We start from the raw sequence: 23,092 nt of genomic DNA on the forward strand, positions 1-23,092 counted from the left end.
CTTTGGGGCTTTTTGTTTGACGAATCGTCAATATTATATATCTACGACCACATCCATTTTGAAGTCGTCATCTTTTAGATGGACAATTTCCGTTGCTTTTTCGTAGTTAGTTGATTTCTTGGAGAAGAAGTCATGTTGTGTCGTTTCAGTATTCAAACCATTCAATACGATTGGGTTGACTTGTTTTACTTCGAAGATCGGATCAAAGCCTAAATTCATCAATGCTTTGTTGGCATTGTAACGAACATATTCTTTTACCTCTGCAGTTAAGCCAACTTCAGTATAGATCTCTTCTGTATATTTCAGCTCATTTTCATACAAATTGTAAAGCAAGGCCAAGAAACGAGCTTTTACCTGATCTTGATTTTTTAATTTTTTGAATTGATCTTGGGCTATTAATCCAACGAATACACCGTGAATGGATTCGTCTGCGATAATTTTCTTAATGATATCGGCAGAAGCAACCATTTCACCTTGTCCACATAACCATAATGGCAAGAAGAATCCAGAATAAAATAAGAATGACTCCAATAATACAGATGCAGCCATCGCCATATAAATCTCCTCGTCCGAAGCATCTTCTTTATCGATTGCGCGGTAGTAACCATCAATCGTTTCTGCTTTGTATTGAAGATATTTATTTTGTTGAACCCATTCGAAAATGTCGTTTATTTCGGCGGTTGTAGAAACTGTCGTGAAAATAGTGGAATACGATTTTGCGTGGATAGCTTCCATCATACACATATAGGACAATACAGCTTTATTCTGTAATGTATCGATATGATCGATGATTTTAGGCATACCTGTGTGGCTTTGAAGGGTATCCAATAAGGTTAATCCTCCTAAAGCTTTTTTATACGCATCTTTCATTTCTGGGCTGATACGTTTCCAGCTATCGATATCTTTTGAAGGAATGTATTCCGTATCGATCCAGAATTGACGGATATTTTGTTCCCAGAACATCAATACATAATCGTTCTCAGGGGTATTCCAGTTGACAGCTTTATATGTTTTACTCATTTTTAGTTTAAAGTATTAGGCATTTATTATCACGTATTTGGATTGTTGATTTTAGATAAGCCAAAAGCCGCCAATGGCGTAGGCAACTTTTGACTTTCTCCCATTATATATCCAAATACTAAAATCTCAAAATTAAGCTGAACAAGAGACACATTCGTCGATGGTCGATTTTCTTGTCCGTGTATAATAAAGGGATTTCAACCCCAATTTATGTGCATAGATATAATATCTAGACAAATCTCTTGTCGAATCCTTTGAGTTTGTATGCAAAATTGTAGATACACCTTGATCAATATGGCGTTGGATAACCGAGATCAATTTTAAGACCTTGAATTGATCCATATCATAAGCCGATTTGAAATAGAAATAATTATCGTTTGTCAAGTATGGCATTGGATAGTAAGTTGTACTATCTCCATACTCACGTACCTCAATGATATCGACGATTGGCATAACTGATGCGGTTGCATTCATGATATACGAAGTCGATTGATTTGGAGCAATAGCCAAGCGGTAAGCATGATAAATACCATGTTCTTTGATTTTCGCTTTTAATTCCAACCAATCTTCGACTGTTGGAATATGTATTCCTTCAAATAACTCCGTTACCTTAGCTGTTTTAGGCATGTAATCGCGGTTTATGTAATTGTTGAAATACGTACCATCGGCATAGGCTGATTTTTCAAATCCAACAAATGTTTTACCACGTTCTTTGGCAATTTCCATCGATGCTTCCAATGAATAATAGTTCATCATCATAAAGAAAGTATTGGCAAAATCCAGTGCTTCGTTAGATTCATACATGATGAAGCTTTTTGCAAGGTAACCATGGAGGTTCATTGCACCTAGCCCTACAGAATGCAACTCGCGGTTTGCTTTTGCAATAGATGGAACCATATCGATATTGGTCACGTCTGTAACGACAGTCAAAGCGCGCATAGCCGTTTTTACGGTCTCTTTTATACGTTTGTTGTCCATTACAGTCGCGATATTTAAGGAGCCTAAGTTACAGGAGATACCATAACGGATCGTGTCCTGTTTGCCATAGATCTCAATATCGGATACTTGAGATACTTGCATGATTTCAGTACACAAGTTCGAGAATTTCACTTGACCGATTTCATTCAATGCATGGACACGGTTGGTGTTCTCTTTGAAGAAAATATAAGGATATCCTGATTCTTTTTGTGTCTGAGCAATTTTAACTAAAAGGTGACGAGCATTGATTTTTTTCTTTTTCACGTTTGGATTCGTGATCAATTCGTCGTACATTTTGTCCATATCCATCTCATCCAAGAATTGTCCATACTCTTGCATCACCGTATGTGGGTAGATCAAATAGCATGGTTCATCTTTTTCTGCCAATTCCATGAATTTATCGGGAACGATGATACCGATCGACAATGATTTGATACGTACTTTCTCGTCAACGTTGATTTTTTTACAATCTAAAAATTCTTCGATGTCAGAGTGGAAAATATTGAGGTATACTGCACCAGCACCCGGACGTTGTCCCAACTGGTTAGCATATGAGAATGTATCTTCCATAATCTTCATGATTGGAAGTACACCGCCGGCACGGCCTTCAACACCTTTGATAGCTTCTCCGCGAGCACGGATTTTAGAGATATTGAACGATACACCACCGCCGATAGAAGACAACTTCATGGCGGAATCAACAGCGTAACCGATACCATTTAAGTTGTCGCCGATTTCATCCAAGAAACAAGATACCAATTCACCCGAGCGTTTCTTTCCTGCATTCAAGAATGTAGGGGTCGCTGGCTGATATTCTTGATTGATCATGATTTCTGCGTACTCAATTGCTTTCTGAACACCTTCTTCTCTTGCTAAGAACAAGGAAACAGCAACTACACGGTCTTCATAACGCTCTAAAAATTTCTCGCCAGAGTCATCACGTAAAGCGTAGCTCTGGAAGAATTTGAATGCCGCCATAAAAGATTCGAAACGGAATTTCTTCGCATAGACATAGTTGAATACCGTTTCCATTTCTTCAAATGTAAACCATTGGTAAAAGTCAATATAATAGTTGTTTTCTACCAAATAGTCTATTTTTTCTTTTAATGTATAAAAGAACACGGTGTTCTTATTTACATATTCCAAGAAATATGCACGAACCGCTTCCTTATCTTTATGTAAGCTGAATTCGTCATCATGCTTAATCATGATTTCATTATTAAGCAATATCCAGTTTTTTGCTACTTCGTTTGCTACCATCGCAAAAGTTCTTTAAGATGTCAATAAATTGATTAATATCTTCCATTGTTCCGGACAGTTCAAATTTGAACGCCAGTGGAATGTCGAAATCCTGTGAAATGCGATCAGCTGCTAGACCAAAATTCGGTCCCCAGTTGCGGTTGCCACTGGAAGTAACAGAATAAATATTTTTAGCTTCGCGTTTCATGAATTCTTTTGTGTTTTCGGGCACTTGTCCAAAATTTGTGGTGAAAGTGACCAAATGACCAGGGGCTTTTACCGTTAAATCGGCGGTGATCTTATGGATTTGCCAACCCGTTATCTGCGCTACTTTATCCATAAAACGTTGTACGTTCCCCGTTCTGGAATCATAATAAATGTGTATCATGTCACTGTTTAATTTTAATGATACGCTGAATTTATTAAAGTGCAATGGCAGCCAATTCCTCTGGTTTAAAGCCAATGATACGGTGTTGAATCTCTTCATTTTCCAACACAATTACCGTAGGAACTGTGCGGATTTTGAATCTTGCGGCCAAGTCTGGTTCATCAAAAGGATTAACCGTTTCATATTGGATACCTTTTTGATCCAAATAAGCCGATACTTGCGCACAAGGAGCACAATCGTTTTTCTCAAATTTGATAATTCTTGCCATGTTTACTTGTTTATTTTTTTATTCCAATCTTTATAGAAAAACTCGGTACGAAGTTAATGGTATCAATTTTAATCGGGGAGACCAGATTGAAGGTTAATCTAGCCATTAAAAATAGACAATTCGTCAAAAAGAAAAGTCTGTGTTTCGATACTTAAAAACTTCGTTGAGTTGCCAATTCTTTCATTAGCTTAACAAATATCTTATATTTTCTTTCGATGCGGTAGTTTGACTTTTCCACATTTTGGGCAAAAGTTTGTCAGAGAATGCGTTTGCTGCAGATTAGTGTTTGTAAGTTGTTGTTTTTCTGTGTTTTATAAATGTGGATAACTTTAAATTCGTAATTTTTACCACTATTTTACAAATGATTTAAGTTTAATTTTACTGTCATAAAAAAGCTATAAAACTTGCTTTTTTATGAAATTTTTATTATCTTATTTTGCCCTAATTTGAAAAATAAATTTATGAAGAAACTATTCTATGGTCTCTTGCTTCTAACGTCGCTACAGACGCAAGCGCAGGAAAACATTACCTTTCAAAAACCCTCTACTGAAATTTTGGCCTTAGCCGATTATGTGCGCCCCCCTCAGATAAAAATTTCTAGCGATAGAAATTGGATGTTATTTACGTTCCGGTCTACGTATAAAAGCCTGGCAGACTTAGGCCAGGAAGAAATGAAACTGGCGGGATTGCGGATTAATCCAAAGACCAACATGGAAAGTTCGACAATCTTTTTCGATAAGATTGCCTTGAAAAAAATAGGACAAAATATGGAATTTTCCGACTTCACGGGAATGCCCGAAAAAGCGGCGATGGCCAATTTTGTGTTCTCTCCAGACAATAACCGTTTGGCATTTAGCAATACAAATGAAAGCGGAACTGCCTTATTTGTCATTGATCTTGCAACGCGAAATGTCAAACAGTTGACTGCTTACAATTTGAACGGAACATTGACAGCACCATTTCAGTGGCTGAGAAATTCTTCCGGTTTAATAATAACAAGTCTGCCAAAGGATAGGGCGGCACTGTTGGATCCTTCAAAAGATTTGCCGACAGGACCTATTGTCTCAACAAGTGATGGGAAGGTATCCCAATTGAGGACATACCAAGACCTGCTTAAAAATCCGCAGGATGAAGTGAATTTTGAAACATTGGTACAATCCAACCTTGAACTTGTAGATCTGGACGGCAAGATTTCTTCCTTTAAAGATAAAGCCATTTATACAGGGATCAGCTTCTCACCGGATGGAGAATATGTGATGGTCACGACCATTACAAAACCTTATTCCTACGTAGTTCCGGTTTCGTCTTTTCCACAGCAGGTTCGAATTTATGATCGGTCGGGCAAGGAAATAGCGCTGGTGAATGAGACCCCCTTGACAGAGGTAATGCCGAAAGGTTTTTCGTCGACACGATCGGGAAAACGGGCCTGGCATTGGCGGAGTGATCAGCCAGCTACGTTGGCTTATGTAGAAGCCTTGGATGGCGGGGATGCGAACAAACCTGCGGAGTTTCGTGATGCCTTATATACTTTATCTTACCCTTACAATGGTGCGGGAAAGCTTATTTTTAAAATCAAAGACCGTTATGCTGGTGTAACATGGGGGAATGATAAATATGCATTGATCAATTCGCAATGGTATGATACGAGAAATGCAAAAACTTTTGTGGTGAATCCTTCCTCGGGAGAATCTAAACTATTGCATGACCGGAACAGTCAGGACGTCTATAATGATCCGGGAGATGTGTATATGGAAAAAAATAGTTTAGGCACTTATTCGATGTATATAGATAAGGATAAAGCGTTGTTTGTAGGTAAGGGTTTTACTAAAAATGGCGAGTTTCCTTTTGTGGATGAGCTTGATCTGCATTCATTGAAGAAAAAACGCATCTACACTGCTCCAGCATCTGAAATGCAAGAACGTATCGCCCAACTCGTGAACCCTAAAACTGGTGATCTGTTGATTTCGCTTCAGTCAGCATCGTTTTATCCGAATTATTTCATGAAAAATATGAAATCGGGGAAACAGGTGACGCTCACCACGTTGGAAAACCCGTTTAAATCGTTGGAAAAAGTTCATAAAGAGATTTTAAAATACAAGCGCAAGGATGGAGTCGAACTTTCTGGAACATTATATTTACCTGCCGGTTATGATTTTACGAAGAAAGAGAAGTTGCCTCTGCTAATGTGGGCTTATCCACGGGAATATAAGGACAAGAATACAGCCGGACAAAGCACGGCCAATCCGAAGGAGTTTACCTTCCCAAGTTATGGCTCTTTTATCTACTGGGTATCGAAGGGCTATGCTGTATTGGATAATGCGGCCTTCCCTATTGTTGGAGAGGGAACAAAAGAACCGAATGATACCTTTATTGAGCAACTTGTGGCAAATGCCGAAGCTGCAATTGATGCGGTAGATCATTTGGGTTATATCGATCGGAAAAAAGTTGCTGTGGGTGGGCATTCCTATGGTGCGTTTATGACAGCACATCTGTTGTCCAATTCAAAATTGTTTGCCGCAGGAATTGCGCGTTCTGGAGCATACAATCGGACCTTAACACCATTTGGTTTTCAGAGTGAACAACGAAACTTCTGGGATGATCCAACCTTGTATATGACCATGTCTCCATTTGTGAGTGCTGATCGGATGAAAACCCCACTTTTGTTGGTTCACGGCGGAGCCGATAATAATCCCGGAACATTCACCCTGCAGACGGAACGCTATTTCCAGGCCCTGAAAAATTTGGGAGCTCCCGTGCGTATGGTCATTTTACCACGCGAAGCTCATGGATATGTCGCCAAAGAAAATATCTTCCATTTACTTTGGGAGCAGGATCAATTTTTGGAAAAATACCTTAAAAAATAACCGGTCGATTAACCAGAAGCAATAGTGTTAAGGTGTACAAGGATTCAATGTAAAAGAAGGTGTCTAAAAAGTAAAAACAAACCCTCTGAGAATTGAATATTTGAAAAGTACCTGTATAGGGATTCGGTAAAAATTCAATATAAAAGGGGCTATCCACCTTTGGACTGCCCCTTTTATATTGAATGAAGTATTTGTTTTATTGATTTGTGTTTTTTTTACTAAAGTATCAATAGAATCAATCGTTTGGTTTATCGCGAAATGCAACGAGTTCATTGGTCTGAATAAACCTTGCGCTTCCATTTATACAATGGTAGACTTGCGTAATCATAAATAAGTTTTTTTGCTATTTACTCACTTTAACCGTAAATGGAACGACATACTGTCCCCACTCCAAAGAAATAGTTCCTTGCGGAGTAGCGTTGATCTTAAATTGTTCCTGTGAGGTACTTGCAGTAGCGTTGCTTACGGAAACGCGGAGCGCATCTTCGTTGGCATCATATTTTGTTCCCCACTGATTCCACACTTTATTAAACATAATTGTTGTTTCGTGTTCCCCAGGGATGCTGTAAAGGCCATATTTACCAGCAGCTAATTTCTTGCCTTCAACCAATACATCTTTATTAAATTCGATGGTGGTCGCTTCATTTGCTCCAGTACGCCATACAATACCGATAGGGGCGATATCAACACCAAGCTGACGACCTTTCAATGAAGGGCGGCTATAATTAATGTCAATCGTGACACCATCGGTGGTGGTTACCTTAGTGTTGTCTGGAGGACTTGGGCGTTTACTTTTGTCGGTCTGAGCAAAAGTAAGTTGACCTATTAAGGTCAGAATCGTTAAAATTAGTACTCTCATTTTTCGTATAGTATTGATTAAACAATTAAACTTAGATAAATTACTTTTTATATGCAATATGCCTTTGGTCAAATAAAAATAATTTATCGCTCTCTCCTAAGCTATTGAATATCTTTTAATAACGGAAATATACGATTTTTTAGGTTATGGAATTGTTCGTTTTTTTGAAGGCTTTGAGTGGGATATTTTGGTTATATTAACGAGAAAAGCCAGTGATTCATATCCTGGCTTTTCTCGTTTATACCTATTATTTATACAAGATATTCAAATAGTGTCTGGTCTTTATTGATTTCAATGACATCAAACTTATATTCTTTCATGCGTTCAATCAGTGTTTCGTAATCCTCAGGCTTGTTGAGCTCAATGCCGACTAGCGCTGGACCTCTTTCGCGTTCTGTTTTTTTGATAAACTCAAAACGGGTAATATCATCCTTAGGCCCCAATACTTCGGAAACGAAGAGTTTTAAGGCGCCTGGACGTTGTGGGAAACGAACGATAAAATAATGCTTGTACCCTTCGTAAAGTAGAGACAATTCTTTGATTTCACTCATGCGGTCGATATCGTTGTTTCCACCGGATATGATGCAGACGACTTTCTTACCTTTAATTTCATCTTTGTGAAATTCAAGAGCGGCCACGGATAGAGCGCCTGCAGGCTCAACGACAATTGCATCCTTATTGTACAGCTCTAGGATACAGGTACAGATCTTTCCTTCGGGAATAGAGCGTGTATCATCCAACAATTGTTTGGCAATTTCAAATGTCGTTGCACCGATTTTTTTAACAGCTGCCCCATCAACAAATTTGTTGATATGCTCGAGCTCGATCGGTGCGCCGTGAGTCAAGGCCGCTTGCATGGAGGGGGCTCCTTCGGGTTCAACACCATAGCATTTGATTGCGTTGTTTTTACTTTTTAGGTAATAGCTCGCTCCCGCGGCAAGTCCACCGCCACCAATTGGGATAAATATGGCGTCCATATCGGGAAGATCTTGTAAAGCTTCAACGGCTACAGTACCCTGTCCTTCCACAACTTTGAGATCATCAAATGGCGGAATGAAAGTCATGCCATGCTCTGCTGTATAAGCCAGCGCTGCTTTTTGGCAGTCATCAAAAGTGTCTCCGGTCAAGATAATTTCTACATTGCCGTTACCCCACATTTCCGTTTGTGAAATCTTTTGGCGTGGTGTCGGCCCCGGCATAAATATCACGCCTTTGATGTCGAGTTTATTGCAGGAGAAAGCAACGCCCTGAGCGTGGTTGCCTGCGCTGGCACATACAACGCCACGTTGTCGCTCTTCCGCTGTTAAGGAAATAATTTTATTGTAGGCACCGCGTAATTTATAGGAACGTACGACTTGTAAATCTTCCCGTTTGAGATAGACTTCAGCGCCATATTTTTCGGATAGATGCCGATTATATTGAAGCGGTGTTCTGTTGACCACAGACTTGATGCGGTCAAGTGTAGCTTCTGAATTGATGTTTAAGGTTGATAGATTCATTGTTAGATGATTGCCTAGTTAAGGTAGCAAATAAAACGCAGATATTCGCTGTTATATGAGAGATTCTACCTATACAGTATTTAAATTTAGTTGATTTTAAATGGAAGATCGTTTGTACGTATGATAAAATAATAATTAGCAACGTATCATTTGGATCCTTTTAAAAAAATGTATTTATGATAAAAAAAGGCTGCATCTGCAGCCTTCCTTTTTTTATATTTTTTCTTGGATGAGGCTTTTTAGGTCATCATCACAAATATTTTTCTTTTCGTCGGCCAAAACCAAGAAACGTTGATAGCAATCAGCTAAATCATCTTTTTCAAGATGGAAGCCTAAACGCTCCAAATGGTGCTTAAGGGCATGTCTTCCTGAACGTGCAGTTAAGATAATATCAGCTTCAACCAAACCAACATCTTCTGGTCTGATGATCTCATAGTTCTCACGGTGTTTTAGGAAACCATCTTGGTGAATCCCCGAGCTGTGTGCGAAGGCGTTGCGACCAACGATCGCTTTATTCGGTTGTACAGGCATGTTCATCATTTCACTTACCTTGCGCGATAAGTACGTAAACATGCGGCTATCGATGTTTGATGTCAAGCTTCCAAACGACTGGTTGTGCACTTTAAGGATCATGGCTACTTCTTCAAGTGACGTGTTTCCGGCACGCTCACCGATACCGTTGATGGTACATTCCACCTGACGGGCTCCATTTTGAATCGCAGCGATAGAATTTGCTGTTGCAAGTCCCAAGTCATTGTGACAATGTGCCGAAATAATGGCCTGATCGATATTGCGTACATTCTCCTTGAGGTAATTGATTTTTGAGCCATATTGGTCTGGCAGACAATAACCGTTTGTATCGGGGATATTGACTACCGTAGCACCGGCAGCAATCACCGATTCAACCATTTTAGCTAGAAATGCCAAGTCTGCGCGACCCGCATCTTCTGCATAAAACTCGACATCTTCCACATAGGATTTGGCATGTTTTACAGCCGCGACGGCACGTTCTAAAATTTCTTCTCTTGTGCTGTTGAATTTATATTTGATATGCATGTCCGAAGAACCAATACCCGTATGGATACGTGGGCGTTTGGCATATTTTAATGCCTCGGCAGCTACGTCAATATCGTTTTGATTGGCACGGGTCAATGCACATATAATGACATCGTTTACCGCTTTAGATAATTCGACGACCGATTGAAAATCACCAGGGCTAGACACTGGGAAACCGGCTTCGATAATATCCACCCCTAGTTTTTCCAGGTCTTTAGCAATCTCAATTTTCTCTGGAGTAGTTAATTGGCAGCCTGGTACCTGTTCGCCATCACGTAAAGTGGTGTCGAAAATGTAAAGATGATTAGGATCGTGTAACATAATTTCTTAATTCAAAAGATTTACAAATTAAAAAGGGTATACTATTTAATAAACTCCAATACTTTTTCACCCATTTCCTGAGTACCTAAGATTTTTGAAGCTTCTGTGCTGCTGTTGGCAATATCACCGGTTCTCCAACCAGCTTTTAATGTTTCTGCAACAGCATTGGTAACCGCTTTAGCTTCCTCCTGTAGACCAAAGCTAATATCAAGTATCAAGGCAGCAGATAAAATTGAAGCCAATGGATTTGCTTTATTTTGACCAGCGATATCGTGTGCAGAGCCGTGGATAGGTTCGAAGAAGCCTGTGCCATCACCTACGGAAGCAGAAGCCAACATACCCATCGAGCCTGCGATCTGTGACGCTTCGTCTGTCAGGATATCACCAAAAAGATTGGCTGTCAATACCACATCGAATTTCTTTGGATTTTTCACCAATTGCATGGCCGCATTATCGATAAACATGTGCTCGGTTTCAACATCCGGATATTCTTTTGCGATTTCCTGGACAACTTCTCTCCACAGGCGGGATGTTTCCAATACATTGGCTTTATCAACAGAGCATAGTCTTTTGTTACGCGTGCGTGCTGCATCATAAGCTTTACGTGCGATACGCTCAACCTCGTAACGGTGATAATTCATCAAGTCTGAAGCAAAGGTATTATCCTCATTGCGATTTTTCTCACCAAAATAGACATCACCTGTCAGTTCACGGAAGAAAAGAATATCTGTACCTTGAAGAATTTCGGGCTTTAAACTCGAAGCATCCAATAACTCATCGAATAAAAGGATTGGACGAAGATTTGCGTAAAGACCTAGTTCTTTACGGATTTTCAACAAGCCTTGTTCAGGTCTTACCTTAGCAGAAGGATCATTATCATACTTAATATGGCCAATGGCGCCGAAAAGGATCGCATCAGAAGCTTTTGCTTTAGATAATGTCTCATCAGGAAGCGGGTTGCCTGTCGCTTCAATTGCAGTATGGCCCATGATAGCTTCATCAAAGCTGAACTCATGACCATAATTTTCACCTATTTTTTCTAAAACTTTTTTACCCCAAGTTGTTACTTCTTGGCCGATGCCATCTCCAGGTATGATTAAAATATTTTTCTTCATTGTATTTTTAATATTGAGCTATCAGAGATAGGTCTAATGAAACTTTGGAAAATAGGCCTAAAACCTATTGAGTTATCTTTATTTTTGACTTTTGATTTCCAGTGTTTTCCGATATCTTGATTCTCTTTTTATTTTTTTGTTCTTATTTTCGAATTAATTGAAGTTTTCCACAATTTTTATGTTGATAAAGTTTCTTTTTTGTGGATAACTTCGGATATAGCCTTTACTTCTCCCTTTTCCAACACGATTTTATTGTCAATGCACGTTGGTAGCTGGGTTTGGAAGTGACCTACATAAATGAGCGTCTGGCCACTTTTACTGAGGTCATCGATGACGTCGTTGAAATACTGGGTCTGCTCTTTATCTAAGCCCTGACAAGGTTCGTCCAAAATCAGCAATTCTGGATGTTTCACGATCGTGCGGGCCAATAGGACCAAACGTTGTTGACCTAAAGGCAATGATCCCAATGTTTTGTGTTTAACCTCTTTGAGGTCAAAAAAATGGAGAATTTGCTCGAGCTTTTGCTGTTGTTCAAATCCTAAGCGTTGGTATAGGCTCATGGAGTCAAAAAATCCAGAAGCAATCGTCTGCCCAACGTTGGCATTCATATCATAGTACCAATGTAATTCCGGAGATATAATACCCAAATGTTCTTTGATATCCCAAATACTTTCTCCAGATCCTCTTTTTTTGCCAAAAAGATGGATGTCATTGGCGTAAGCCTGTGGATGATCGCCGTTGATGAGACTAAGCAAAGTTGATTTTCCTGAACCATTATGCCCTTGTAGCAACCATTTTTCACCGGCTTTTACTTCCCAGTCAATATTCTTTAAGACTTGTTTTTCGCCGTATGAAATATTGATTTTGTTCATTTTTACCATGACCTGGGCAGATACCTGAGGTGCCTGTTGTAGAAAATAAGGCAGCGCCTTTCTTATTCGGGGCAAGCCTTTGGATAGCTCTTCACTCCGTTGGCGAATCCTGATTTTACCTTCCTGAATTTCCGCAAAACGATTGATACAATCCGGTTGTTCGTCATCATTACTGATCAACAACAAGGTGACCCCTTTATCCGCAAGCTGATCGAAAATCTGATTGAGATCTTTTCTGGACTGTGCATCCAGTCCTGTATAAGGCTGGTCGATAATGAGCACCTGAGGTTGAAGCCACAAGGCCTTGATCAATTGCAGTCTTTTGTGTTCGCCACTCGAAAGTTCAATCAACTGCTGATCTTTGAAATTCTCGAATCCAAAAATGTTCAGGTAAGAACGTACGTTTTCAAAAGAAAGCTGTTCTTCTTTTGCAAAATGTTTCAACTCGGCAAAAACCGTTAATGTATCGTTTTTTGCAAATTTATTGTAGCGCTGTTGGTAATAGAAATTGCGATCGCCTTCAAGATTGGTAAACTGAAACCAATTGGAAACGTAATGAATTTTTGCCGGCAATAGGCTCGTTGGGTCAAGATGGAATGTAATCTGGCCTTCATACTTCAATTGCCCGGCAATCGCTTTTGCCAGCGTGGTTTTTCCTGTACCGCTCGGACCGCCTAAGATCCATTGCTCGCCAGGAAAAATTTGCCAATTTAAGTCTTGCAGTACGGTATCTTTACCGTACTGAATGGTTAAATTGGCAATATGGACGACAGGATCTACCATTGTCTGTTTGCTTCAAATGCTTCGATTGAATCTTTTTGGTTAAGGATAAAATCAATGTCATCATAGCCATTGATCAAACATGATTTTTTGTATGGATTGATTTCAAACTCAAATTGATCACCTGTCTCTGTCAACATGACTGTCTGTTTTTCAAGATCAACAATAATCGCCGTTGACGGATTTTGGTGCACCAATTCGAAAATTTTCGCCAAAAACTCTTCAGGTACCTGAATCGGTAATACACCGTTGTTAAGGGCATTTCCTTTGAATATATCGGCAAAGAATGAGCTGATGACCACATCAAAACCATAGTCTTGAATAGCCCAAGCGGCATGCTCGCGGCTTGAACCACAACCAAAGTTTTTACCGGCAACCAATATTTTTCCCGTATAGGTCGGGTTGTTCAACACAAAATCAGTTTTAGGCTGATTGTCTGTGTCAAAACGCCAGTCGCGGAATAAATTATCACCAAAACCTTCACGCGTGGTCGCTTTTAGAAAGCGTGCGGGAATAATTTGATCAGTATCAATATTTTCGATAGGTAGTGGGACTACCTGTGACGTTAAAGTTTCAAATTTTTTCATTTTTTTCTGCTTAGATCAACTCTCTTACATCTGTTACTTTACCTGTTACTGCCGCAGCTGCTGCTGTCAAAGGAGATACCAGCATGGTGCGGGCATTCGGTCCCTGACGGCCTTCGAAATTTCTATTTGAAGTCGAAACACAATATTTACCAGCAGGGATTTTATCTTCGTTCATCCCTAAACATGCCGAACATCCTGGTTCACGTAGCTGGAATCCTGCCGCTTCAAATATTTTATCCAAGCCTTCTTCTTTCGCTTGTTTTTCTACTTGTTTTGAGCCCGGTACAATCCATACTTCAACGTCTTGTGCTTTTTGCTTGCCTTTAACGAATGAAGCTACTTCACGTAAATCTTCAATACGGGAATTGGTACAACTTCCGATAAACACATAATCAACACGGTTGCCTAAGACTGTTGAATCATCTTTAAAACCCATGTAATCCAATGCTTTTTGGTACGATGGCCGTTCTGATTCTGGTTGTGCGTTAGTTGCTGGAATATGTTCCGCGATACCCATACCCATGCCTGGGTTGGTGCCATAAGTAATCATTGGTGCAATATCTGCAGCATCAAAAGTCAACACTTTATCAAAGATGGAATCTTCGTCAGAATATAATGTTTTCCAGTATGCTAGGGCTTGATCCCATTCCTCACCTTTCGGTGCGAATTCACGGCCTTCTACGTAGTCGAAAGTGATCTGATCTGGAGCAATTAAGCCTCCACGTGCACCCATTTCTATACTCATATTACAAATGGTCATACGTGCTTCCATGCTTAAAGAACGGATTGCTGAACCAGCATATTCAATAAAGTAACCTGTACCGCCCGCAGCAGAGATTTTAGAGATGATATATAGGATGATATCTTTTGCTCCAACACCTTTTTGAAGGGTACCGTTGACTTCAATTTTCATTGTTTTTGGCTTCGACTGCAACAAACATTGTGTTGCGAAGACCTGTTCAACCTGAGAGGTTCCAATACCAAAAGCAATAGCTCCAAAAGCACCATGTGTTGAGGTATGACTATCGCCACAGACCATCGTTTTACCTGGTAGGGTGATACCCAGCTCCGGACCAATAACGTGTACAATCCCTTGGTATGGATGTCCTAAACCATATAATTCAATACCAAATTCAGCACAATTTTTGGTGAGCATATCAACTTGATAACGGGATAGCTCTTCTTTGATCGGTAAATGTTGATTGAGTGTCGGTACGTTGTGGTCGGCAGTAGCTACCGTTTGCTTTGGACGAAAAACTGGGATTCCTCTTTTACGCAAGCCATCGAAAGCTTGAGGTGAAGTAACTTCATGAATCAAGTGGGTGTCGATATATATAATATCCGGAAACCCTTCTTCACGCTTGACGACGTGCGCATCCCAAATCTTTTCTACTAATGTTTTTGACATTTTTTAATCTCTCTTATGTTATTTTTATATGAACCAAGGTGATATTGCAAATGTCTCAATATCACCTTGATTTCGATATACTAAATTACGAAATATTCATGATTTTTGGAGCATGTATAATTTCGTATGGACTTTTAAACAGTTTTGATTGCTTTCATTGCAGTCATCGCTTTGCGCAATTTGCGACCGACGATTTCTACAGGGTGATCGCGTAGAATTTCATTGATGACAACTAATTGTGCGTTATCAACTGCAGCATCTCTACCTTCATTGAAGTTTTTACCTACGAGATCAGTATCAACAGTTTTCATGAAGTCGGCCAACAAAGGTTTACAAGCTTGGTCGAATAGGTAACAACCGTATTCTGCTGTATCAGAGATAACACGGTTCATTTCGAACAATTTCTTGCGAGCGATTGTGTTAGCGATCAATGGTGTTTCGTGCAATGATTCATAATATGCTGATTCTGGTTTGATACCTGCTTCAACCATTGTTTCAAATGCCAATTCAACACCTGCACGGATGAAAGCAACCATCAGTGTATAGTTGTCGAAGTATTCTTGTTCGTTGATTTTAACATCACCAGCAGGTGTTTTTTCGAACGCAGTTTCACCTGTTTCAGCTCTCCATTTCAATAAATTCGCATCACCATTTGCCCAGTCTTCCATCATGGTCTTGCTAAAGTGACCTGACATGATATCATCTTGGTGTTTTTGGAATAAAGGACGCATAATATCCTTCAATTCTTCAGAGATCTCAAAGGCTTTTACTTTTGCTGGATTGCTCAAACGGTCCATCATTCCGCTCACACCACCATGTTTCAAGGCTTCCGTGATTACTTCTACACCGTACTGTACCAATTTTGATGCGTAACCAGCTTCGATACCTTTCTCGATCATTTTGTCGAAAGATAAGATCGAACCTGTTTGCAACAATCCACAAAGAATCGTTTGCTCACCCATTAAATCTGATTTTACCTCGGCTACGAATGAAGATTTCAATACACCGGCTTTATGTCCACCTGTTCCTACGCAGTATGCTTTTGCTTCAGCCCAGCCTTTTCCTTGCGGATCATTCTCTGGGTGAACAGCGATTAAGGTAGGAACACCAAAACCACGAAGGTACTCTGCACGAACCTCAGAACCTGGACATTTTGGAGCAACCATGATGACAGTAATATCTTTACGGATTTGCATACCTTCTTCAACGATGTTGAAACCGTGTGAATACGATAATGTAGCGCCTTCTTTCATCAACGGCATGACAGCGTTGATTACTGACGTATGTTGTTTATCTGGAGTCAAGTTGATAACTAAATCAGCAGATGGGATCAATTCCTCGTAAGTGCCTACGTTAAAGTTGTTGTCCGTAGCGTTTTTCCAAGAATCTCTTTTTTGTTCAATAGCTTCTTTACGCAAAGCATAAGAAACGTCCAGTCCGCTATCTCTTAGGTTTAAACCTTGGTTCAAGCCTTGCGCACCACATCCTACGATTACGATTTTTTTACCTTTTAAAGCATTTACACCATCTGTGAATTCAGTGTTGTCCATGAATTCAGCGTGACTTAATTGTTCTAACTGCTCTCTAAGCGGTAAGGTGTTGAAATAATTTGCCATTGTTTTACTTTCTTTCTGTTATGGGTTGTTGATTATTTATTTTAATTATTGTACTAATCTGCGTTGCGCCATGGCGTAACCGAAATGAACGTTATCGTGACCTGATGTCAGGGCAATAACTTCTTCGATGGTATCCATTGGATAGCCATAGGTTGCTGTTGAGAAGGAGGTGATTTCTCCGAAAACACCGTGTTCATAGTCAGCAGCAATTTGCTCAATACTGCGGATTGCAATTTCTTTCAATTCATCAACCTCTGCTTGTTCAACAAAGCGGGTTGGCTTGGTGTCTTTTTTATAGTCTTCATTATATTTTACCCAGGTCGTGTCGGCTTTAATACCTGTACGGACATAGACTAAGGTCTGTGTACTGACGACAATGTGGGCAAAATTCCAGATGATATTGTTGTTAAATCCCGTGGGAATTTTGTTAAGCTGTTCAATGGAAAGACCGTCAAGTAATTCAATGAATTTTTGACGTGACTTTAAGATAAATTTAAATGTCTCTTGCATAATACTTTTAAAGCTTACATTGTAAATACATCATCTCTTTTGTCGAGATACTCGTTCTCTACAATTTCTATCGATGGTTCCTTGGCTTCAAACTGAACCAATTTGGAGTGGAAACCTGCGCTATCTTTAATGATGGCGATACGTGCGCCACGGACAAATTCGATCAAACCATATTTGGTCAATTCTTCTGTCAACTTATCGATCTCCTCACGGTGACCTGCAGTTTCAAAGACGATATAGTCGTTGCGGATCACAACAACATTGGCACCATATTGACGCAATAAACGTTCTACGTATACCTTTTCATTCACAACATCCGCAGGCACTTTATAGAGCGCCTGTTCTTGCCAGATCACTTCATCATTGGTATTGTAATAGGCCTTGAGGATATCAATCTGTTTTTCCAGTTGACGACAAAGCTTACGCAGAACATCTTCAGCCTCCGTGATGACGATGGTAAAACGATGTATCCCTTCTACTTCAGAAGGGGAAGTATTCAAGCTTTCAATATTGATTTTTCTTCTTGAAAAAATGGTTGAGATTCGACCGATAAGACCGATTGAATTCTCTGTATATAGGGTGATGGTATATTCTTGTTTTTCCATGTCAAATTCTACTTTAAACGTATCTCAGATACCGATGTTCCTTGTGCAACCATTGGAAATACATTGTTTTCCTTACCTACCATCACTTCCAATAGATATGCTCCGTCGTGATCAATCATGGTTTTCAGTGCATTACGTAAGTCTTTACGTTCCGAAATCTTCTGACCGTCGATGTAATAGCCTTTCGCAACAGCAACAAAGTCAGGACTCGTGATATTCACGAACGAATAACGTTTGTCATGAAACAATTGCTGCCACTGGCGTACCATGCCCAAGAACTCATTGTTGAGGATCATGATTTTGACTTTTGCACCAAATTGCATAATTGTTCCCAGCTCCTGGATCGTCATTTGTATACCACCATCACCGATGATTGCTACGACAGTTTTCTCTGGCGCGCCATACCAGGCACCGATTGCTGCCGGAAGACCAAAGCCCATCGTTCCTAAACCCCCGGAGGTTACATTCGATTTGCTGTTGTTGAACTTAGCATAGCGACAAGTGACCATTTGATGTTGACCGACGTCCGTTGTAATGATCGCATCACCGCCTGTCAATTCATTCAACACATGGATGACCTCACCCATGGTCATAATATCGGTTTGTGGGTGAAGTTCGTTTTGGATGACTTCCTTGATTTCTTCTTTTTCAAGTTCACGGAATTGTTCCAACCAAGCGGAGTGATCTGCGGCATTTACCAATTTCGTCAGCATGGGAAGTGATTCCTTACAATCGCCCCATACAGGTACGGTTGTTTGTACGTTTTTGTCAATCTCTGCGGGATCTATATCCAAATGGATTACTTTTGCCTGTTTGGCATATTTGTCCAAACGACCTGTCACACGGTCATCGAAACGCATGCCGATGGCTATTAAAACATCACATTCATTGGTCATGACATTTGGCGCATAGTTGCCATGCATACCCAGCATCCCGACGTGAAGTTTATGATCCGTTGGAAGTGCACTTAAGCCCATGACAGTCGATGCCGAAGGAATGCCGGTTTTCTCAATAAAAGCTTTGAATTCTTCCTCTGCTTTTCCAAGAATGATGCCTTGTCCAAAAAGAACAAATGGTTTTTTTGCATCGTTGATTAACGCTGCAGCTTGCTCAACATATTCTTTACGAACTTGTGGTGCAGGTCTGTAACTGCGTACATGGCTGCATTTTTCGTAACCGAAGTAATCGAACAATTGTAGCTGTGCATTTTTGGTAATATCGATCAATACCGGTCCTGGACGACCTGTGCTGGCAATATAAAATGCTTTTGCGAGTGCGGCTGGAATTTCAGTTGCGTCGGTGACTTGGTAGTTCCATTTGGTGACAGGTGCCGTGATATTGATGACATCTGTTTCCTGAAAAGCATCCGTTCCCAAAAGTGAAGCAAAGACCTGGCCTGTGACACAGACGATAGGGTTACTATCGATCATGGCATCAGCCAGTCCAGTAACTAGGTTTGTTGCTCCAGGGCCACTTGTCGCAAAGACGACGCCTGTACGACCTGAAGTTCTTGCATAACCTTGCGCCGCGTGGATTCCACCTTGTTCATGGCGCACTAAAATATGCTTCAGACGATCCGTATAATCATAAAGGGCATCATAGATCGGCATAATTGCGCCTCCAGGATAACCAAATACGGTATCAACTCCTTCGCTCAATAAGGCCTCCAATACAGCTTTCGATCCCGAAATTTGTGTCGGAGTTTGCTGCGCTGTAGTGGCCTTATTTTCTGTTATTTCCAGTGTACTCATTACGTTGATTTTTTTATTGTTGATTATTCAGTCTTTTAGTATTTAGATATTAGATCTGAGACATTAAGCGTCGATTGTTTAGGTCTGTATTTGCTTAATGTCTCTGTTTTTTATTTTCTACTGATCCGTTACACAGCCTTCTGATGCATCGGCAACAGTTTTAGCGTATTTGTATAAAACTCCTTTGCTAACTTTTAACGCTGGTTGTACCCAAGCGGCACGGCGTTGCGCAATCTCTTCATCGGAAAGCAGCACATTGATGCTGTTATTTACCGCATCGATCTCGATAATGTCATCATCATTTACAAGACCGATCAATCCGCCTTTGTAAGATTCTGGTGTGATATGTCCGACGACAAAACCATGTGTACCACCCGAGAAACGGCCATCGGTGATTAAAGCAACAGATTTACCAAGGCCAGCACCAATAATCAAGGAGGTTGGTTTAAGCATTTCAGGCATGCCTGGCGCTCCAACAGGACCTTCATTTTTGATCACCACTACATCTCCTGGTTTGATTCTACCAGATGCGATGCCCGCTACTAAATCATGCTCTCCATCGAATACGCGTGCAGGACCAGTGAATTTTTCACCTTCTTTGCCGGAGATCTTAGCAACAGAACCTTTCTCTGCTAAGTTCCCGTAAAGAATTTGTAAGTGTCCTGTAGCTTTGATTGGATCGCTCAAGGGTTTGATAATCGGTTGATCATATTCCATGATTGATTTAACATCCGCCAAGTTCTCAGCGACCGTTTTTCCTGTTACCGTGATACAGTCACCATGCAATAAACCTTCATTTAAAAGATATTTCATGACAGCAGGTGTTCCGCCAAATTGCTGAAGATCTTGCATCAAGTATTTACCCGACGGTTTAAAGTCAGCTAATACAGGGGTTTCATCACTCATGCGTTGGAAGTCGTCTTGCGTGATGTCTACGCCTACGGCTTTGCCTATTGCAATAAAGTGAAGTACAGCATTGGTACTCCCACCCAAGATAACAATGGTACGTAGCGCGTTCTCAAATGCTTTACGTGTCATGATATCAGAGGGTTTAATATCTTTCTCAAGCAGCGTGCGGATATGTCGACCTGCTTCTAAACATTCATTTTTCTTTTCTTCCGAGATCGCCGGATTGGAAGATGAGTAGGGTAAACTCATTCCCAAGGCTTCAATTGCCGAAGCCATGGTATTTGCGGTATACATTCCGCCACAAGCACCAGCACCAGGGCAGGTATGTTTGATAATGCCTTCATAGTCTTCATCGGAAAGATTTCCGCAGATGCGTTGTCCCAATGCTTCAAATGCAGACACAATGTTTAATTCTTCACCTTTATAGTGTCCTGGAGCGATGGTACCGCCATATACCATTAGAGAAGGACGGTCCAAACGGGCCATGGCCATAATAGCACCAGGCATGTTTTTGTCACAGCCAGGAATAGAGATCAAGCCATCATAATATTGTCCGCCACAGATCGTTTCGATACTATCAGCGATCACATCACGGCTTACCAACGAATAACGCATTCCATCGGTACCATTGCTCATACCGTCACTGACGCCAATAGTTCCAAAGGTCAAACCCACTAACTCATTGTTCCAAACGCCCTTCTTGACGATTTGTGCCAAATCATTTAAGTGCATATTACACGTATTACCATCATATCCCATGCTGGCAATACCGACCTGTGCTTTGTCCATGTCGGCATCTGTAAGACCGATACCATAAAGCATTGCTTTTGCAGCAGGTTGCGTTTCGTCTTGTGTAAATGTACGGCTGTATTTGTTCATTGTGTTTTCGCCGTTAGATGATGACTTCATAATTTTCGTTCTCTAATACTAAATTTTTATATCTTCTTTGGATTGATGCACCTATGCTGTGTTCCCAGGCTTCTTTGTAGATGACATCATCGACTTGTTTGATTCCGATAATTTCTGCCGCAGTTCCACATAAGAAAGCGCTGTCAGCAGTGTAAATATCCTCTACCGTCAATTGCTTTTCAATGACTTCGAAGTTTAATTTTTTACAAATGTTTTTTACCGTCTGGCGTGTAATGCCCGGAAAGATATTCTTCGCTGGCGGCGTATAGATTTTGAAATCCTTTTCGATGAAAATATTTTCACTGGATGCTTGGGCAACGTAGCCTTCGTGGTCGAGCATTAAAGCTTCGTCGTAGCCTTTCCTGATGGCTTCTGTTGTCGCAAGAATGGAGTTAACATACTGCCCAGAGATCTTCGAGTCAATTTTAAAGGATTTTGGATTGGGTCTTTTGATATCAGAGATACATACCTTTAATAGGTTTTGACCAAGATATGGACCCCATTCCCATGCTGCCATCATGAGGGTTGCTTCGGTTGATGAGGTGAGATGCATATTTGAACCAGTCAATACCAAAGGACGTATATAAGCTTCTCTTAGGTTGTTGTTGGCCAAGAGCTCATAACAGATGTCGATCAGCTCTCGGTTGCTCCAGCGATAGGGGATATTAACGGCTTCACATGATCTCTTTAAGCGATCGAAATGCTTGTCGGCTTTAAAGATACGTGGTCCATTGTGGGTGTTATACGCACGTAAACCATCGAACACCGCATACCCATAATGCAATGACTGTGCAAAGGGATCCAATGCAGCCTCGGAAGCTTTTACAAAAGCTCCATCTAAATAGATCAATGTGTTTTTATCGTAATATTTCATAACCCAAAATTTACCTGATGATAGTAGTTCCCTTTGTTGTAATATTGGTGGTAAATCATGCTATCTCGAGCTTCTATAAAAACTTTCGATTTTCATTTCCTCAAGGTAGCAGGAATTACAATAATTGGCAATAGGTAAAGTGCTAATTTTGTATTTAGAATAAAATTTCATTAAGTGTGTTTTTATGAAATTTTATTTTTTAATAATGCCTTTTATTCGGTTTTATATTTTGTTAGTCGCATACCATATTTAAAATTGGTCTACACGGTTGAAAAATTATTTTTTGTTACAATGGTTGATTTTCTTCCTAAAATGAAGAAAATGTCAAAAAAACTTTAAAAAAAAAGCTTCCGATATTTCTATCGGAAGCTTTTTAGATTTTATAAAATCGATTTGATTTAATCTCCGATAATTCCTTCAGCAAGCACGGTAATGACATTGTTTTTTGCTTCCACAACACCACCTTTAATGAACACTTCCTGTTCACCTTTACCTTGTTGAATAATTACTTTTCCATCTTCCAAAGTAGAAACGATGGCAGCATGGTCTTTCAAAATTTGAAAAGAACCCGCAGTGCCCGGTACAGTAACGGATGTTACTTCGCCTTCGAATGCTAATTTGTCTGGAGTGATAATTGTTAACTTCATTATTCTTAGATATAATC

At 40.2% G+C, this 23,092-nt stretch carries 19 protein-coding genes; 1 reads left to right on the forward strand and 18 read right to left on the reverse strand.

Going from position 1 to position 23,092, the window contains the following annotated elements; all coding sequences use genetic code 11:
* Positions 1 to 33 precede the first annotated feature (33 nt).
* The 4 genes from nrdF to B3E92_RS16005 all read right to left on the reverse strand — a co-directional run bounded on the left by nrdF (position 34) and on the right by B3E92_RS16005 (position 3,893).
* Positions 34 to 1,020, reverse strand: coding sequence for a class 1b ribonucleoside-diphosphate reductase subunit beta (gene nrdF / locus B3E92_RS15990; protein ID WP_070570180.1), 987 nt, complete (start codon positions 1,018 to 1,020; stop codon positions 34 to 36).
* A gap of 132 nt (positions 1,021 to 1,152) precedes the next feature.
* Entirely contained in the window at positions 1,153 to 3,258 is a 2,106-nt protein-coding gene (gene nrdE, locus B3E92_RS15995; RefSeq protein WP_070570178.1) for a class 1b ribonucleoside-diphosphate reductase subunit alpha, read from the reverse strand.
* Positions 3,218 to 3,625 carry a class Ib ribonucleoside-diphosphate reductase assembly flavoprotein NrdI gene (gene nrdI, locus B3E92_RS16000; protein ID WP_083296125.1) on the reverse strand — a complete coding sequence of 136 codons (408 nt, stop codon included), beginning with the start codon at positions 3,623 to 3,625 and terminating at the stop codon, positions 3,218 to 3,220. Before nrdI ends, nrdE begins: the two co-directional genes overlap by 41 nt.
* A gap of 34 nt (positions 3,626 to 3,659) precedes the next feature.
* Positions 3,660 to 3,893, reverse strand: coding sequence for a thioredoxin family protein (locus tag B3E92_RS16005; protein WP_046673718.1), 234 nt, complete (start codon positions 3,891 to 3,893; stop codon positions 3,660 to 3,662).
* A gap of 461 nt (positions 3,894 to 4,354) precedes the next feature.
* Here B3E92_RS16005 and B3E92_RS16010 point away from each other — a divergent pair, with 461 nt between their 5' ends.
* Complete coding sequence (locus B3E92_RS16010; RefSeq protein ID WP_286802918.1) at positions 4,355 to 6,757, forward strand: S9 family peptidase; 2,403 nt, start codon at positions 4,355 to 4,357, stop codon at positions 6,755 to 6,757.
* A gap of 343 nt (positions 6,758 to 7,100) precedes the next feature.
* Here B3E92_RS16010 and B3E92_RS16015 read toward each other — a convergent pair whose 3' ends face one another.
* The 14 genes from B3E92_RS16015 to atpC all read right to left on the reverse strand — a co-directional run bounded on the left by B3E92_RS16015 (position 7,101) and on the right by atpC (position 23,075).
* Entirely contained in the window at positions 7,101 to 7,616 is a 516-nt protein-coding gene (locus tag B3E92_RS16015) for a DUF2911 domain-containing protein (protein WP_070570172.1), read from the reverse strand.
* Positions 7,617 to 7,867: 251 nt separating this feature from the next.
* On the reverse strand, positions 7,868 to 9,115 hold the full coding sequence (gene ilvA / locus B3E92_RS16020) for a threonine ammonia-lyase IlvA (protein WP_070570170.1): 1,248 nt from the start codon (positions 9,113 to 9,115) through the stop codon (positions 7,868 to 7,870).
* Between the two features lie 213 nt (positions 9,116 to 9,328).
* Positions 9,329 to 10,492, reverse strand: a complete 1,164-nt coding sequence (locus B3E92_RS16025) for a 2-isopropylmalate synthase (RefSeq protein ID WP_083296124.1) — start codon at positions 10,490 to 10,492, stop codon at positions 9,329 to 9,331.
* Positions 10,493 to 10,533: 41 nt separating this feature from the next.
* Positions 10,534 to 11,607: a 3-isopropylmalate dehydrogenase gene (gene leuB, locus B3E92_RS16030; RefSeq protein ID WP_286802920.1), complete on the reverse strand. Its 1,074-nt coding sequence runs from the start codon at positions 11,605 to 11,607 to the stop codon at positions 10,534 to 10,536.
* A 176-nt stretch (positions 11,608 to 11,783) separates the two neighbouring features.
* A complete protein-coding gene (locus B3E92_RS16035) occupies positions 11,784 to 13,262 on the reverse strand; it encodes an ATP-binding cassette domain-containing protein (RefSeq protein ID WP_070570166.1) in 1,479 nt (492 codons plus the stop codon).
* On the reverse strand, positions 13,256 to 13,846 hold the full coding sequence (leuD, locus tag B3E92_RS16040; RefSeq protein WP_070570164.1) for a 3-isopropylmalate dehydratase small subunit: 591 nt from the start codon (positions 13,844 to 13,846) through the stop codon (positions 13,256 to 13,258). The genes B3E92_RS16035 and leuD overlap by 7 nt, the downstream gene beginning before the upstream one ends.
* A 10-nt stretch (positions 13,847 to 13,856) precedes the next feature.
* Complete coding sequence (gene leuC / locus B3E92_RS16045; RefSeq protein WP_070570162.1) at positions 13,857 to 15,254, reverse strand: 3-isopropylmalate dehydratase large subunit; 1,398 nt, start codon at positions 15,252 to 15,254, stop codon at positions 13,857 to 13,859.
* A gap of 134 nt (positions 15,255 to 15,388) precedes the next feature.
* On the reverse strand, positions 15,389 to 16,870 hold the full coding sequence (ilvC, locus tag B3E92_RS16050; RefSeq protein ID WP_075994367.1) for a ketol-acid reductoisomerase: 1,482 nt from the start codon (positions 16,868 to 16,870) through the stop codon (positions 15,389 to 15,391).
* A 45-nt stretch (positions 16,871 to 16,915) separates the two neighbouring features.
* Positions 16,916 to 17,380: a DinB family protein gene (locus B3E92_RS16055; protein WP_236560296.1), complete on the reverse strand. Its 465-nt coding sequence runs from the start codon at positions 17,378 to 17,380 to the stop codon at positions 16,916 to 16,918.
* 14 nt (positions 17,381 to 17,394) lie between these two features.
* Positions 17,395 to 17,985 (reverse strand): acetolactate synthase small subunit, encoded by a 591-nt coding sequence (gene ilvN, locus B3E92_RS16060; protein ID WP_070570155.1) that lies wholly within the window; start codon positions 17,983 to 17,985, stop codon positions 17,395 to 17,397.
* A gap of 8 nt (positions 17,986 to 17,993) precedes the next feature.
* Positions 17,994 to 19,736: a biosynthetic-type acetolactate synthase large subunit gene (gene ilvB / locus B3E92_RS16065; protein ID WP_286802922.1), complete on the reverse strand. Its 1,743-nt coding sequence runs from the start codon at positions 19,734 to 19,736 to the stop codon at positions 17,994 to 17,996.
* Between the two features lie 117 nt (positions 19,737 to 19,853).
* Positions 19,854 to 21,554, reverse strand: coding sequence for a dihydroxy-acid dehydratase (ilvD, locus tag B3E92_RS16070; RefSeq protein ID WP_070570151.1), 1,701 nt, complete (start codon positions 21,552 to 21,554; stop codon positions 19,854 to 19,856).
* Positions 21,538 to 22,428 (reverse strand): branched-chain amino acid transaminase, encoded by an 891-nt coding sequence (locus B3E92_RS16075; RefSeq protein WP_112374967.1) that lies wholly within the window; start codon positions 22,426 to 22,428, stop codon positions 21,538 to 21,540. The genes ilvD and B3E92_RS16075 overlap by 17 nt, the downstream gene beginning before the upstream one ends.
* 398 nt (positions 22,429 to 22,826) lie before the next feature.
* Positions 22,827 to 23,075, reverse strand: coding sequence for an ATP synthase F1 subunit epsilon (gene atpC, locus B3E92_RS16080; protein ID WP_070570148.1), 249 nt, complete (start codon positions 23,073 to 23,075; stop codon positions 22,827 to 22,829).
* Positions 23,076 to 23,092 lie beyond the last annotated feature (17 nt).

Origin of the sequence: Sphingobacterium sp. UBA6317 (assembly GCF_002440385.1) — a bacterium.
In the GTDB taxonomy this organism is placed as follows: Bacteria; Bacteroidota; Bacteroidia; order Sphingobacteriales; family Sphingobacteriaceae; genus Sphingobacterium; species Sphingobacterium multivorum.